This is a genomic window from Enterobacter chengduensis (assembly GCF_001984825.2).
GTDB classification, from domain to species: domain Bacteria; phylum Pseudomonadota; class Gammaproteobacteria; order Enterobacterales; family Enterobacteriaceae; genus Enterobacter; species Enterobacter chengduensis.
In genome coordinates this window covers 2126421-2141044 of sequence record NZ_CP043318.1, presented here as the reverse complement: position 1 = coordinate 2141044, position 14624 = coordinate 2126421, and the positions used below count along the sequence as shown (strand labels likewise).

Below are 14624 nucleotides of genomic sequence, written 5' to 3'. Positions count from 1 at the left end.
CCTTATTCCTCCAGTTGTTGAAGACTGCGGCTGCGAATCTCTTGTTGCAGCTTCTCAATCACTTCACTTACGTCCAAGCTGCCCAGGTCTTTACCACGGCGGGTGCGAACGGCAACTTTGCCTGCTTCCACCTCTTTATCACCACAGACCAACATATACGGGACACGACGTAAAGTGTGCTCGCGGATTTTAAAGCCAATCTTCTCATTTCTCAAGTCTGCTTTTACGCGAATGCCCGCATTTTGTAGTTTCTGCGTCAATTCTTTAACGTAATCTGCCTGAGAATCGGTAATGTTCATCACCACCACCTGCACTGGCGCAAGCCAGGTTGGGAAGAAGCCAGCGAACTCTTCGGTCAGGATGCCGATGAAGCGCTCCAGGGAACCGAGAATCGCACGGTGAATCATAACCGGTACCTGACGCTCGTTGTCTTCGCCAACATAAGAGGCGCTTAAACGCTGCGGCAGGGAGAAGTCCAGCTGTACAGTACCGCACTGCCATGCGCGATCGAGGCAGTCATACAGGGTAAATTCAATTTTCGGACCGTAGAATGCGCCCTCGCCCAGCTGGTATTCGAACGGAATGCCGTTCTCTTCCAGCGCCACGGCGAGATCCGCTTCCGCGCGATCCCATGTCTCATCGCTACCGATACGTTTTTCCGGACGCGTTGAGAGTTTGACCACGATCTTCTCGAAGCCAAAGGTGCTGTACATATCGTAGACCATACGAATACAGGCGTTAACTTCGTCACGAACCTGATCTTCAGTACAGAAGATATGCGCATCATCCTGCGTAAAGCCACGTACACGCATCAGACCGTGCAGCGCACCTGATGGCTCATTACGGTGGCAGCTACCGAACTCCGCCATACGCAGCGGCAGGTCGCGGTAGGATTTCAGACCCTGGTTGAAGATCTGAACGTGGCCCGGGCAGTTCATTGGCTTGATGCAGTATTCACGGTTCTCAGACGAGGTGGTAAACATCGCATCTTTGTAGTTGTCCCAGTGGCCGGTTTTTTCCCACAGCACACGGTCCATCATGAACGGGCCTTTCACTTCCTGATACTGGTACTCTTTCAGCTTGGAGCGTACGAAAGTTTCCAGTTCACGGAAGATGGTCCAGCCGTCGTTATGCCAGAACACCATACCCGGCGCTTCTTCCTGCATGTGATACAGGTCAAGCTGCTTACCGATTTTACGGTGGTCACGCTTCGCCGCCTCTTCCAGGCGCAGCAGGTACGCGTTCAGGGCTTTTTTATCGGCCCACGCGGTACCATAAATACGCTGCAACATTTTGTTGTTGCTGTCGCCACGCCAGTAGGCGCCCGCGATCTTCATCAGCTTAAAGTGATGACAGAAGCGCATGTTCGGCACGTGCGGTCCACGGCACATGTCGACGTATTCTTCGTGATGGTACAAGCCAGGCTTGTCATCATGCGAAATGTTTTCGTCAAGAATAGAGACCTTGTAGCTCTCGCCGCGCTTCACGAAGGTTTCACGCGCTTCGTGCCAGCTGACTTTCTTCTTGATGACGTCATAGTTGGTTTCGGCGAGCTCGTGCATGCGTTTTTCGAGCGCGTCGATATCTTCCTGAGTCAGGGTGTGGTCAAGGTCAACGTCGTAGTAGAAACCATTGTCGATAACCGGACCGATCGCCATTTTGGTGTTTGGCCACAGCTGCTTGATAGCATGGCCTAACAGGTGCGCGCAGGAGTGACGAATGATCTCCAGACCGTCTTCGTCTTTCGCGGTGATGATTGCAAGCGTCGCATCGTTTTCAATCAGATCTGACGCATCCACCAGCTCACCGTTAACACGGCCAGCGATAGTCGCTTTCGCGAGACCCGGACCAATGTCCAGGGCAACATCCATTGGGCTAACAGGACGGTCGAAATGGCGTTGACTGCCGTCAGGAAGAGTAATTACAGGCATTTTATATCCTTATTTGCAGTGATGCCCCACACATAAGAGCATATACAAAGAAAATAATCGTGATTTGACAATAGATTACGACACCATCTGACCAACAATCGTCAAATTGGTTCGTCATCATTCACCTGCCGAAAAATCAGACAACGTCGAATTTACGGTAAGCCTTGCAATGTTAACACTAACAAAAGGGAGATTGCACCCTCTGCCGGCAGATTGATCTGCTGGCACGTTCGCATGAATTTGCAGGTCGCATATTCCCGCCCCTCGCATTCTCGCGATGCTGGGCTACTCTTGAACAGGTCTTTAAACCCAAAGGTGCATACCATGAACGTATCCAGTAGAACGGTTGTGATATTGAACATCCTTTCCGCCACCGGTTTATTGTTGATTCTCGCCGAACGATTCCACTGGTTCTGAGCTAAAACCTGCGCTGGCATAACCCAATCGTTCCTGAGAAGGGGCATATTTCGGCCCTGTTTGGTAGACTGAGGATATCAACGAACAAGGATTAGGTTATGCCAACAAAACGATTTGCCGTAAAACACTGGAAAATGGTGCTGGTGCTGATTGCCATCTGCGGCGCAATGCTGCTACTCCGTTGGGCGGCAATGAATTGGGGCTAGGGGCGCATACGGGTCAGCAGAAGGGACGCCACAAGACCCCAGACACTAAACGGGCCGACATTATCGTCGGCCCGCCTTTATTACATTCTATAACCCAGTGAAACCGTGGTTCTGCGATCGGTGTGATCCGGCGCAGATTCTGGTGGGGAAGAGTTCCAGGTGACGTTGTAGGCCACTTTAAGACCAAAGTGTTCGTTGATAGCCACGTTCAGCGCCGTTTCAGAGTTCAGCGTCGTATCGTCGGCACCAAAGACAGAAACACCCTGGGTAAATTTGGTGTTGTCAGTCATCTGCCAGGCGTAGGTACCGGAAGCGTAACCGAGCGGCTGGGTTTTGGTATCGCCATTGGTGTACTCGTCATAACGCACACCCGGACCGAATTCAAAGCGCAGGCTGTGTACCGGACCGTTCAGGAACTGGCGACCGTAACCGGCGGTGAACACATCACGCTGGCGATAACCGTTGTAACGGTCGGTTAACCAGCTCGCCTGCCCAAACAGGTAGTCATAGTCGGTCATGTTGTAACGGCTACGTCCGCCAACCGCATATTTCTCGGAAGAACGTTCGTCATTAGCGGAAGTATTACTGGCGTTACCCCACAGAGACCAGGCGGTGGTGTTACCGTACCAGGTGAGCGTACTGTCCGCCGTCAGAGAAGAGCTTTTGGTGTTACCGGATTGTGCCAGATACCCGGCGTTCAGGTTACCTTCAAACGGTTTTTTCGCGGAGGAAGGATCGTCCATGACAGTAAAAACGGAATCATCGGCGGTCGCGTTCATAGCCGCAAACACGCCACCCGCCAGCATCAATGCAGCGGGCACTGTCTTTAAAAGCTTCATTTTATTAAGGAGTCCGTACAACAAAAAAAGAGACCACACGGTCCCGGAATCTTTCTTGAGGATCAATGACAAGGCGTCCAGAGAAAGGTAACAAATTATAAAAAGCCGCAAATAACATAGCAATGATTTCTTATTTCATTTTTTGAATAAGAACGATCCCAAAAAGCGTTTTATTTTATATATCTCCAGCCTTAATTTTATTCAGTATTCATATTTAAAATCATACTGTTATTTACATTGCCTTCCTGATAAATGGTGCCAGACTAAAAGTAACCCATGCTAAAAGGAGGTAATGATGGTTTCTATCTACACCCTGACGCTCTCCCCTTCCCTTGACTCCGCTACCCTGACGCCGCAGATTTACCCGGAAGGTAAATTGCGCTGTAGCGCCCCGGTCTTTGAACCCGGCGGCGGAGGTATCAACGTGGCGCGCGCCATAACGCACCTCGGCGGCAAAGCCACGGCCATTTTCCCCGCGGGCGGTGCCACCGGTGAGCACCTGGTCTCTCTGCTGGCAGATGAACAGGTGGCCGTCGAGACCGTCGAAGCCAAAGACTGGACGCGGCAAAACCTGCATGTCCACGTCGAATCAAGCGGCGAGCAGTACCGTTTCGTCATGCCGGGCGCAAAACTGAGCGATGACGAGTTTCGTCAGCTTGAAGAGAAAGTGTTGACGATAGAAAGCGGCGCGCTGCTGGTGGTTAGCGGCAGCCTGCCGCCCGGCGTTAGTACGGAAAATTTCACGGCGCTGATTCAGGCCGCGCAGCAGCGCGGTATCCGCTGCATTGTCGACAGCAGCGGCGAGGCCCTCGAGGCGGCGCTGGTGCCGGGCAATCTGGAACTGGTTAAACCAAACCAGAAAGAGTTAAGCGCGCTGGTCAAGCGCGAACTGACGCAGCCTGATGATGTTCGCACTGCCGCGCAGGAGCTGGTACGCAGCGGCAAAGCGCGACGCGTCGTCGTCTCCCTCGGGCCTCAGGGGGCGCTGGCCGTCGACGAAACCTCGTCCGTTCAGGTTGTCCCACCGCCGATGAAGAGCCAGAGCACGGTTGGCGCTGGCGACAGCATGGTGGGCGCGATGACGCTAAAACTGGCGCAGGGCGCCTCTCTGCTGGAAATGACGCGCTACGGCGTGGCGGCGGGTAGCGCCGCAACCATCAACCAGGGCACGCGCCTTTGTTCGCTTGCCGATACCCAAAAAATCGTCGATTACCTGTCCCGAAATTAACGCCGGTTCCCCTTCGTGTTTACGAAGGGGAATGCACTCGCCGAGTCGCCAAACGCAAACTATCGACTATGCTAAGAAAACTTCCATGATAACAATGAGGTGAATTATGAGCAGTGGTGACATCACACGTTACGTCGTGGCCATCAACCTTCATGAAGCATCCCTGACCGAGCTCAACGAGCTCAATAATGCCTTCACCCGGGCTAATTTTCTCCTCACGCTGACGGATGACGAGGGCAATATTCATGATTTAGGCACGCTGGCATTTGGTCTCATCAGCGCCCTGAGCCAGGAAGAGGTTCATGCGCTGGCCGCCAGCCTGGTGGAGAGCGTGACCGACAAGCCTGCCGACATTGACGTGGATACCTGGGAGAACTGGCGGAAAAAAGAACAATAAGTGCGCAGCATGAATGTAAACCGCTCAGGTGTGCGTTAGTTCGTATTTTTTTACCGCTGTTATGCGCTAACTTTATGATCTGGCAGACAACATGGGAGAGACAACATGTGGCAGGCTATCAGTCATCTTTTACGTGAGCAACTTGGCGAAGGTGAAATTGAACTGCGTAACGAACTGCCGGGCGGTGAGATCCACGCCGCGTGGCATTTGCGCTACGCAGGACGCGATCTCTTCGTTAAATGCGACGAGCGCGAGCTGCTTGCGATATTCACCGCCGAAGCCGACCAGCTGGAGCTCTTATCGCGCAGTAAAACGGTGACGGTTCCGCAGGTTCTGGCCGTGGGGAGCGACCGCGACTACAGTTTCCTGGTCATGGAATATCTCCCCGCCCGCCCGCTGGATGCCCATAACGCCTTTATCCTCGGCCAACAGCTCGCGCGCCTGCATCAATGGAGTGACCAGCCGCAGTTTGGTCTCGATTTTGACAACGATCTCTCCACCACGCCACAGCCTAACGCCTGGCAGCGCCGCTGGTCGACATTTTTTGCCGAGCAGCGCATTGGCTGGCAGCTAGAGCTTGCCGCCGAGAAAGGGCTGGAATTTGGCAATATTGATGCGATTGTCGAGCACGTTCAACAGCGTCTGGCATCCCACCAGCCTCAGGCGTCTCTGCTTCACGGCGATTTGTGGTCCGATAACTGCGCGCTGGGTCCCAACGGCCCTTACATCTTCGACCCGGCCTGCTACTGGGGTGACAGAGAGTGCGACCTGGCCATGCTGCCGCTGCATCCTGAGCAGCCGCCGCAAATTTACGACGGATATCAGTCTGTCTCCCCTCTGCCGCCCGGCTTCCTCGACCGCCAGCCGGTGTATCAGCTTTATACGCTGATGAACCGTGCCATTCTTTTTGGCGGAGAACACCTGGTTAACGCCCAGCGGGCGCTTGAGCGCATGCTTGCCGCCTGAGACGCGAACGGGTGGCCTTGCCGCCCCCCGTATCGGTTAAAGAAAACCGAGCAGTGAGAAGAAAAAGTATCCCGCCACAATGATAATCACGGGAAGGACATACAGCGGGAAAATCTGCAGGAAAATGGTGTGGCGCGGCACAACAATGCGGGATTCAATCTGCTCCCGGCTCATGCCCTCCGGGCCTTTGGCCTGCTCCAGAATCAACTGATCCTCAACCCCCTCGCGTAAAAAGCGCGTCTGGCGGCTCATTCTCGCGCCAGAGGCCTGCAAGGCCAGCGCGACAAAGATCAGGGCGTATATCACCCAAAAGCCGATATTCAGCTGTTGATGAAAATCCGGGGTGGGTGAGTTAAACCAGAAGACATTCAAAAATGGCGTATTAAAACGCATCATCTCAATCATGACATGCGCGAAATCAAGCATTACCGCATTGATGCCCGGCTGTTTTTCGCTGTGATCGTACATAAATTTGAGCACGGAAATCAGCGTAGAAATGACGGCAGGAATAAAAATTACCCAGCCAGCAATACGTTTTAAGACCGCAATGCGTCCAGCTTGTTGATACGTCATCAGTTCCTCTTCATAAAGACGCGTTATTTGTGCCTAAGTCTACCTGCTGGTCATCAATTTCGCCCGCTCTTTAAAGGCAATATGCTAAATTGCAGAGTGTGCTTAGCACGTATCGTCTGTCGAACCCCCTGGAAAAGGAGACGTTGTGATGTCGACACCGCGCAAAATTCTTGCCGCAATTTTTGACATGGATGGATTACTGATCGATTCCGAACCGCTGTGGGATCGCGCCGAACTGGACGTTATGGCCAGCCTGGGCGTGGATATCAGCCGCCGTAATGAACTCCCCGATACGCTGGGCCTGCGCATCGATATGGTGGTTGACCTTTGGTTTGCCCAACAGCCGTGGGTGGGTCCCGACCGCGATGAGGTGACCGCGCGCATTATCAGCCGCGCCATCTCTTTAGTGGAAGAGAACAGACCACTGCTGCCCGGCGTGCGCGAGGCCGTGGCGCTGTGCAAGGCACAGGGGCTGACGGTGGGACTGGCCTCGGCGTCGCCGCTGCATATGCTGGAAAAAGTGCTCACGATGTTTGAACTGCGCGACAGTTTCGACGCCCTGGCGTCCGCGGAGAAGCTGCCTTACAGCAAGCCCCATCCGCAGGTCTACCTGGACTGTGCCGCAAAGCTGGGACTCGATCCCCTCAACTGCGTTGCGCTGGAGGATTCTGTTAACGGCATGGTGGCCTCTAAAGCCGCGCGGATGCGCTCCATTGTGGTGCCTGCGGAAGAAGGCCGTCACGATCCCCGGTTTGCGCTTGCCGATGTGAAGCTGAATTCGCTGGCAGAACTGACGGCGCAGGCACTCAAGGGCGGTTAACGCCCTTCTCCGGTTTGTGACAAACAGTTACACCGTCACCTCTTCCGCCTACTGTATAAAAACCCTATACTGTATGAATTGACAGTTTTGTGGGTTTTATCATGACGGCGGAAGGCCACCTGCTTTTTTCTATCGCGTGCGCAGTATTTGCCAAAAACGCTGAACTCACCCCCGTGCTGGCACAGGGGGACTGGTGGCATGTTGTCCCTTCCGCCGTTTTGACCTGCCTGCTGCCCGACATTGACCACCCTAAATCCTTCCTCGGACAGCGTCTGAAGTGGGTGTCAAAACCCATCGCCCGCGCGTTCGGCCACCGGGGGTTTACGCACAGCCTGCTGGCCGTGTTTGGCCTGCTGACGCTTTTCTATTTAAAAGTGCCCGAAAGCTGGATCGTCCCCGCCGACGCCATCCAGGGGATGGTGCTGGGCTATTTAAGCCATATCCTGGCCGATATGCTGACGCCTGCGGGCGTACCGCTGCTGTGGCCCTGCCGCTGGCGCTTCCGTTTTCCCATCCTGGCCCCGCAGAAAGGGAACCAGCTTGAGCGCGTGCTGTGCATGGCGCTGTTTGCTTACGCCGTCTGGATGCCGCAAACCCTGCCCGAAAACAGTGCAGTCCGCTGGTCTTCCCAGATGATTAATTCGCTGCAATTTCAGTTCAATCGCTTTATTCATCACCAGATTGAACAGTAAACAGACAAAACTATCCCATTTGTCATAACCCATTCCATTTGGATATAAGCGCGACATCACACTTCTGCTAACCTTCCGCCAACAGGATCGGTAAAAGCCGAGCCAATAATAAATCAGGAGAACGGGGATGAATTTTCCACTCATCGCGAACGTCGTTGTGTTCGCTGTATTGCTATTGCTTCTCGCGCAGGCGCGCCACAAACAGTGGAGCCTGGCGAAAAAGGTGCTGGTTGGTCTGGCCATGGGTGTCGTATTTGGTCTGGCATTACAGGCAATTTATGGCTCCGATAATCCAGTTCTGAAAGATTCCATTCAGTGGTTCAACATTGTCGGTAACGGCTATGTTCAGCTGCTGCAGATGATCGTTATGCCGCTGGTGTTCGCCTCAATTCTGAGCGCCGTTGCCCGCCTGCACAACGCGACCCAGCTGGGAAAAATCAGCTTCCTGACCATTGGTACGCTGCTGTTCACCACGCTGATTGCCGCGCTGGTGGGTGTGCTGGTGACCAACCTGTTTGGCCTGACCGCAGAAGGTCTGGTGCAGGGTACCGCTGAAACAGCGCGTCTGACCGCGATTCAGACCAACTACGTGGGTAAAGTGGCCGATCTGACCGTGCCGCAGATGGTGCTCTCCTTCATTCCGAAGAACCCGTTTGCTGACCTGACCGGTGCGAGCCCAACCTCCATCATCAGCGTGGTGATTTTCGCCGCGTTCCTGGGCGTAGCGGCGCTGAAGCTGCTGAAGGACGATGCGCCAAAAGGCGAACGCGTACTGACCGCGATTGACACGCTGCAAAGCTGGGTGATGAAGCTGGTGCGCCTGGTCATGCAGCTCACCCCTTACGGCGTGCTGGCGCTGATGACCAAAGTGGTTGCCGGCTCTAACCTGCAGGACATCATTAAGCTGGGCAGCTTCGTTGTCGCCTCTTATCTGGGCCTGGGCATTATGTTCGTGGTGCACGGCATCCTGCTGGGCGTGAACGGCGTCAGCCCGCTGAAATATTTCCGTAAAGTCTGGCCGGTACTGACCTTTGCCTTCACCAGCCGCTCCAGCGCCGCGTCTATTCCGCTGAACGTTGAAGCGCAAACCCGTCGTCTGGGCGTGCCGGAATCCATCGCCAGCTTCTCTGCGTCCTTCGGTGCCACCATCGGCCAGAACGGCTGTGCGGGTCTCTACCCGGCGATGCTGGCGGTGATGGTTGCCCCGACCGTTGGCATCAACCCGCTGGATCCGGTCTGGATCGCGACCCTGGTTGGGATTGTGACCATCAGTTCCGCAGGCGTTGCCGGCGTCGGTGGTGGTGCTACCTTCGCCGCGCTGATTGTGCTGCCTGCGCTGGGTCTGCCGGTGACGCTGGTCGCGCTGCTGATCTCCGTTGAGCCGCTGATCGACATGGGCCGTACAGCGCTGAACGTGAGCGGCTCCATGACCGCCGGTACGCTGACCAGCCAGTGGCTGAAGCAGACCGACAAGGCAATCCTGGAAAGTGAAGACGACGCCGAGCTGGCGCACCGTTAATTACCGTAGAAATAAAAAAACCGCCTGACCGGCGGTTTTTTTATGGCTGTTATTCTTCAACCTCTTCATCCTGGCGAATCTGCATCGCCCACCGCTGCGCGGACTCCGGTACCGTAAAGGCAGGAGAGCGACGGAAATGCTCGCCGATCAGCACAAAGGCCACGTATTTCCCCCGTAACAGCCACACATCGCGAAAACCCTCCACTTTCAGGGCATGGTCTGGCGGCGCGGGCTCAACGCGGGGCACATAGCTAATAACCTGGCGGTTTTGTTGACGAAGAGGTTTCATAAGCGACTGGTTCACTAAAGCAAATTCTTGAAGCAGGAAAACTCTATGATAGCCGATCCTGCAGCCTTCCGTCGCGCCCCGAGTGGGTGAGATAGCGTCTTTTGCCAATAGCGTTATGTGAAAACTCTTAGTTCGCGAACCTTCTCACGACAATGTTCTATCCTTAATAGGGTTTTTAGCAATGGATAAAGGAGAAGCGTGCAATGTCGAACAAAGATAAAACCGATCGATCGCCCATTCATGGCGCTGAAGAATCGCAACCGGGAATGGACTCACTCGCGCCTGCTGACGGATCTCATCAACCTTCACCCGGCCCTTCTGCACCCGGCGAACAGCCTACCGCACCGGGGAGCTTCAAATCACCCGATGCGAAGAACGAAAAACTGAAATCCCTTGACCCTCATCGTAAAGGGGGGGAAGGCCATGCGCTGACCACCAACCAGGGCGTGCGCATCGCCGACGATCAAAACTCCCTGCGCGCCGGGAGCCGTGGCCCCACCCTGCTGGAAGACTTTATCCTGCGGGAAAAAATTACCCACTTCGACCACGAGCGGATCCCTGAGCGTATCGTTCACGCGCGCGGCTCGGCTGCGCATGGCTACTTCCAGCCCTACAAGAGCCTGAAAGCGATCACCAAAGCGGATTTCCTCTCCGACCCGAAAAAAATCACCCCGGTGTTTGTGCGCTTCTCGACCGTACAGGGCGGCGCGGGCTCGGCGGATACCGTACGAGATATCCGCGGCTTTGCCACCAAGTTTTATACCGAAGAGGGTATTTTCGATCTGGTGGGCAATAACACCCCGGTGTTCTTCATTCAGGATGCGCATAAATTCCCTGACTTTGTCCATGCGGTAAAACCGGAGCCCCACTGGGCGATACCGCAGGGACAAAGTGCGCACGACACTTTCTGGGACTACGTCTCCCTGCAGCCTGAAACCTTACACAACGTGATGTGGGCGATGTCTGACCGCGGCATTCCGCGCAGCTATCGCACCATGGAAGGGTTTGGCATTCATACCTTCCGCTTGATCAACGCCGAGGGTAAAGCCACGTTTGTCCGCTTCCACTGGAAGCCGGTGGCGGGTAAAGCCTCGCTGGTATGGGATGAAGCGCAGAAGCTGACCGGCCGCGATCCGGACTTCCATCGCCGCGAACTGTGGGAGTCCATTGAAGCGGGCGACTTCCCGGAATACGAACTGGGCCTGCAGCTCATTCCGGAAGAGGACGAATTTAAGTTCGATTTCGACCTGCTTGACCCGACGAAGCTGATTCCGGAAGAGCTGGTGCCGGTTCAGCTGGTGGGCAAAATGGTGCTTAACCGCAACCCGGATAATTTCTTTGCCGAAAACGAACAGGTCGCGTTTCACCCGGGGCATATCGTACCGGGCCTGGATTTCACCAACGATCCGCTCTTGCAGGGACGTTTGTTCTCGTATACCGATACGCAGATCAGCCGTCTTGGTGGACCGAACTTCCACGAAATTCCGATCAACCGCCCAACCTGCCCGTACCACAATTTCCAGCGCGACGGCATGCACCGTCAGGATATTGACACCAACCCGGCGAACTATGAGCCGAACTCCATCAACGATAACTGGCCGCGCGAAACGCCTCCCGGACCAAAACGCGGTGGATTCGAATCGTATCAGGAGCGCGTCGATGGCAATAAAATTCGCGAGCGCAGCCCCTCGTTCGGCGAATATTACGCCCAGCCTCGCCTGTTCTGGAACAGCCAGACGCCGATTGAGCAACAGCACATCATCGGCGGGTTCAGCTTTGAGCTGAGTAAAGTGGTGCGCACCTACATTCGCGAGCGCGTGGTCGATCAGCTGGCGCATATCGATATCCAGCTTGCCCAGAGCGTCGCGGATAATCTGGGCATTACGCTGACCGATGATCAACGTAACCTTGCGCCGCCGAAAGAGGTAAACGGCGTGAAGAAAGATCCGTCGCTGAGCCTGTATGCGGTGCCTGGCGGCTCGATTAAAGGTCGCGTAGTCGCCATTCTGCTGAACGACAGCACCCGCGCCAGCGACGTGCTGGGGATTATGCAGGCGCTTAAAACTCAGGGCGTGCATGCCAAACTGCTCTATTCCCGCATGGGGGAAGTGACCGCCGATGACGGCTCCGTGCTGCCGGTGGCCGCGACGTTTGCCGGTGCGCCTTCGCTGACCGTCGATGCGGTGATTGTGCCGTGCGGGGATATTGCCAGCCTGTTGAACAACGGTGACGCCGTCTATTACCTGCTGGAAGCCTATAAGCACCTGAAACCGATCGCGCTGTCCGGCGACGCGCGTCAGTTTAAGGCGCAGCTGAAGGTGGCCGATAAGGGTGAGGACGGCATCGTCGAGGGCGACAGCGTTGACGATGCATTCATGACGAAGCTGTTTGAGTTGCTCGCCGCGCACCGCGTCTGGTCACGCAGTAGCAAGATCGATCAGATCCCGGCGTAAAAAATACCCTCACCCCGGCCCTCTCCCTGAAAGGGAGAGGGAGAAATGCAGACCTGTGCTGGCATTACAGACCGCACCGCACAGTCCCCTCGCCCCTTTGGGGAGAGGGGGAATTTCTCAAAGATCCCCGAACGTCCCCAACCGATACCCGCGCTCGGCAATCGCGTATTTCAGCGACGGCGACGTCAGCACGTCCAGCTCCGCCAGTCGCGGCCAGCAGTAGGCGCTTTTACGCACGATGTTGTCGACAAACGCAGGGTGCGCCATCACCTCCAGCGACCGTTCCCCTCGCGCGGCGGAATCATCCAGCACCTTCAGGAACAGCGCTTCGTCGATCGCCTCGCCGTAAAACGCGCTGCTGAACCCCGCCGTGGTTATGACGTCGCAGTCCGGTAACCCTTGCACCTCACGATCCACGCGCATCGCCACGCCTTTGCGTCGGGCAAACTCGGCAACAAGCGGGAAAATCGCCGGGATCATGTGCACGTGGTGATGGCTGTCAATGTGCGTCGGCGACTTTCCAAACAGATCGACGAAGCGGTTGAACTGACAGTCAAGCTCGCGGGCAATCTCTTCGAGCGGCAGAGCGCCCTGCTCCGCCAGTTCCCAAATCCATTTACCCAGCAGGCCGTCCCGCGTCAGGCCCGGCATTGACGACAGCGGCATCCCGAGCGTCAGCACAAAGTGCATGCCGACGCCCAGCTCCGGCACTTCGCGGCTCAGCTGCGCCGCGTGTTCAACCGCCTCACCATTTACCAGCGCCGTGGTAGAGGTCACAACTCCCCGGCGACAGGCTTCCACAATGCCGTAGTTCTGACCTTTCGACAGGCCAAAATCATCAGCATTAACGATCAGCAGGTGTTCCATTGTGCGTCCTCTTAGTGCTGTTTGAACTTCAGCTTCTCGATCGTGGCGGCAAAGTTCGGCAACCATTTTTCATGCGCCAGGATCATTTCGCTGGCCAGCTGCTCCGCATCGCGGTCGGAATGCACCAGCGGGCTAAGGTTCAGCGCCAGCAGCACGTCATTGAATTCACCGCTCAGCGCCGCGTTGCTTGCCGCCACTTCAAAGCCTTTGATGGTGTGGATCAGCCCCATGACCTTGTCATCGAAGTGGGTGATACGCGGGTGCGGCTTAGCGCCATCGCGTCCCAGGATGCAGGTCATCTCGACGGCCCAGTCAGCCGGGATATTGTCGATATGGCCATGATGCGGCACGTTAACATAATGCTCAGCCTGCTTGTCGTTATAGATGGCGTTGATCACTTCACACGCCGCATCGGAGTAGTAGGCCCCGCCGCGCTGCTCCAGCTCTTTCGGTTTAACGTTCAGGTTCGGATCTTTATACAGCTCGAACAGCTGCTTTTCGACCTTCTGCACGATCTGCGCGCGCGCGCCGCCCTTATAGTACTCGCCCATTTCGATGGCCAGCATCTCTTTCTGCTTGAAGTAGTAAAGCAGGTACGAGCAAGGCAGCAGATTCAGCGAGCGGATCAGCCCTTCGCTAAACGGCAGGTCAAAGATGTTTTTCACCGATGCCGCCGTCAGGCGACCGGAGGCCACGCCGTCGAGAAGTTCGGCAAAGCGCGATTTTCCGTTCACGATGACATCTTTAATAAACACCATGTGGTTCAGGCCGAACAGATCGATGGAGAGATCGTCGCTGTCGGTCAGCTCCAACACGTCGCGGATAAACATCTTCATGCCGATCGGAATATTACAGACGCCGATAAAGCGCTTGAAGCCGGTATGACGATAAACCGCTTCAGTGACCATGCCGGCCGGGTTGGTGAAGTTAATCACCCACGCGTTCGGGCAGATCTCCTGCACGTCTTTAACGATGTCGAAAATCACCGGAATGGTGCGCAGGCCTTTGAACAGGCCGCCCGCGCCGTTGGTCTCCTGGCCAAGATAGCCGTGGCTCAACGGAATACGCTCGTCCAGCTCGCGCGCCTTCAGCTGGCCGACGCGCAGCTGGGTGGTGACGAAATCTGCATCTTTCAGCGCCAGACGACGATCGAGGGTTTTATGCACGGTCAGCGGCACGCCCGCTTTTTCCACCATGCGCTGGCACAGGTCGAAAATAATATTCAGCTTCTCCTGACCTTCCTCAACGTCCACCAGCCATAATTCGCTGACCGGTAATTCATGATAGCGTTTCAGGAAACCTTCGAGTAATTCCGGGGTATAGCTGCTGCCGCCACCAATGGTTACGACTTTTAATTTCTTTTGCATAATATCTCCCTTAGCGTATCAGGTTAATCGCCTGCAAGGTATAGCGTACTCTTCCCGCTA

The 14624-nt window shown here is 55.5% G+C and carries 15 protein-coding genes; 9 read left to right on the top strand and 6 right to left on the bottom strand.

What is annotated here, in order from left to right:
* Positions 1-2: 2 nt before the first annotated feature.
* Positions 3-1931 carry a threonine--tRNA ligase gene (gene thrS, locus FY206_RS10550; RefSeq protein ID WP_032639873.1) on the bottom strand — a complete coding sequence of 643 codons (1929 nt, stop codon included), beginning with the start codon at positions 1929-1931 and terminating at the stop codon, positions 3-5.
* A 234-nt stretch (positions 1932-2165) separates the two neighbouring features.
* Here thrS and yncL point away from each other — a divergent pair, with 234 nt between their 5' ends.
* Both yncL and yniD read left to right on the top strand, forming a co-directional pair.
* The gene (yncL, locus tag FY206_RS25770; RefSeq protein ID WP_080283003.1) at positions 2166-2348 is read left to right on the top strand and encodes a stress response membrane protein YncL; all 183 of its coding nucleotides are present in this window, start codon (positions 2166-2168) and stop codon (positions 2346-2348) included.
* 98 nt (positions 2349-2446) lie between these two features.
* Positions 2447-2554, top strand: coding sequence for a small membrane protein YniD (gene yniD, locus FY206_RS10540; RefSeq protein ID WP_100249854.1), 108 nt, complete (start codon positions 2447-2449; stop codon positions 2552-2554).
* An 80-nt stretch (positions 2555-2634) separates the two neighbouring features.
* Here the strand turns inward: yniD and FY206_RS10535 are convergent, their stop codons facing one another.
* A complete protein-coding gene (locus FY206_RS10535; RefSeq protein ID WP_032639869.1) occupies positions 2635-3393 on the bottom strand; it encodes a DUF481 domain-containing protein in 759 nt (252 codons plus the stop codon).
* Between the two features lie 295 nt (positions 3394-3688).
* On the opposite strand from FY206_RS10535, the gene pfkB reads away from it, so the two are divergent.
* The 3 genes from pfkB (at position 3689) to FY206_RS10520 (ending at position 5984) form a co-directional block, all read left to right on the top strand.
* Complete coding sequence (gene pfkB / locus FY206_RS10530) at positions 3689-4621, top strand: 6-phosphofructokinase II (protein ID WP_032639867.1); 933 nt, start codon at positions 3689-3691, stop codon at positions 4619-4621.
* Between the two features lie 106 nt (positions 4622-4727).
* Positions 4728-5018 (top strand): type V toxin-antitoxin system endoribonuclease antitoxin GhoS, encoded by a 291-nt coding sequence (ghoS, locus tag FY206_RS10525; protein ID WP_032639865.1) that lies wholly within the window; start codon positions 4728-4730, stop codon positions 5016-5018.
* 105 nt (positions 5019-5123) lie between these two features.
* On the top strand, positions 5124-5984 hold the full coding sequence (locus FY206_RS10520) for a fructosamine kinase family protein (protein ID WP_032639864.1): 861 nt from the start codon (positions 5124-5126) through the stop codon (positions 5982-5984).
* 36 nt (positions 5985-6020) lie between these two features.
* Here FY206_RS10520 and FY206_RS10515 read toward each other — a convergent pair whose 3' ends face one another.
* Positions 6021-6557, bottom strand: a complete 537-nt coding sequence (locus FY206_RS10515; RefSeq protein ID WP_032639862.1) for a YniB family protein — start codon at positions 6555-6557, stop codon at positions 6021-6023.
* Positions 6558-6705: 148 nt separating this feature from the next.
* Between FY206_RS10515 and hxpB the strand changes: the two genes are divergently transcribed.
* The 3 genes from hxpB (at position 6706) to FY206_RS10500 (ending at position 9588) form a co-directional block, all read left to right on the top strand.
* Positions 6706-7377: a hexitol phosphatase HxpB gene (gene hxpB, locus FY206_RS10510; protein WP_032639860.1), complete on the top strand. Its 672-nt coding sequence runs from the start codon at positions 6706-6708 to the stop codon at positions 7375-7377.
* A gap of 101 nt (positions 7378-7478) precedes the next feature.
* Positions 7479-8069 (top strand): metal-dependent hydrolase, encoded by a 591-nt coding sequence (locus FY206_RS10505; protein ID WP_032639858.1) that lies wholly within the window; start codon positions 7479-7481, stop codon positions 8067-8069.
* Between the two features lie 127 nt (positions 8070-8196).
* Entirely contained in the window at positions 8197-9588 is a 1392-nt protein-coding gene (locus tag FY206_RS10500; protein ID WP_032639856.1) for an L-cystine transporter, read from the top strand.
* 49 nt (positions 9589-9637) lie between these two features.
* Here the strand turns inward: FY206_RS10500 and cedA are convergent, their stop codons facing one another.
* The gene (cedA, locus tag FY206_RS10495) at positions 9638-9892 is read right to left on the bottom strand and encodes a cell division activator CedA (RefSeq protein WP_200831646.1); all 255 of its coding nucleotides are present in this window, start codon (positions 9890-9892) and stop codon (positions 9638-9640) included.
* A gap of 188 nt (positions 9893-10080) precedes the next feature.
* On the opposite strand from cedA, the gene katE reads away from it, so the two are divergent.
* A complete protein-coding gene (gene katE, locus FY206_RS10490; protein ID WP_032639854.1) occupies positions 10081-12330 on the top strand; it encodes a catalase HPII in 2250 nt (749 codons plus the stop codon).
* A 117-nt stretch (positions 12331-12447) separates the two neighbouring features.
* Here the strand turns inward: katE and chbG are convergent, their stop codons facing one another.
* Complete coding sequence (chbG, locus tag FY206_RS10485) at positions 12448-13197, bottom strand: chitin disaccharide deacetylase (protein ID WP_032639852.1); 750 nt, start codon at positions 13195-13197, stop codon at positions 12448-12450.
* Positions 13198-13208: 11 nt separating this feature from the next.
* Complete coding sequence (locus tag FY206_RS10480; protein ID WP_032639850.1) at positions 13209-14564, bottom strand: 6-phospho-beta-glucosidase; 1356 nt, start codon at positions 14562-14564, stop codon at positions 13209-13211.
* Between the last annotated feature and the right edge of the window lie 60 nt (positions 14565-14624).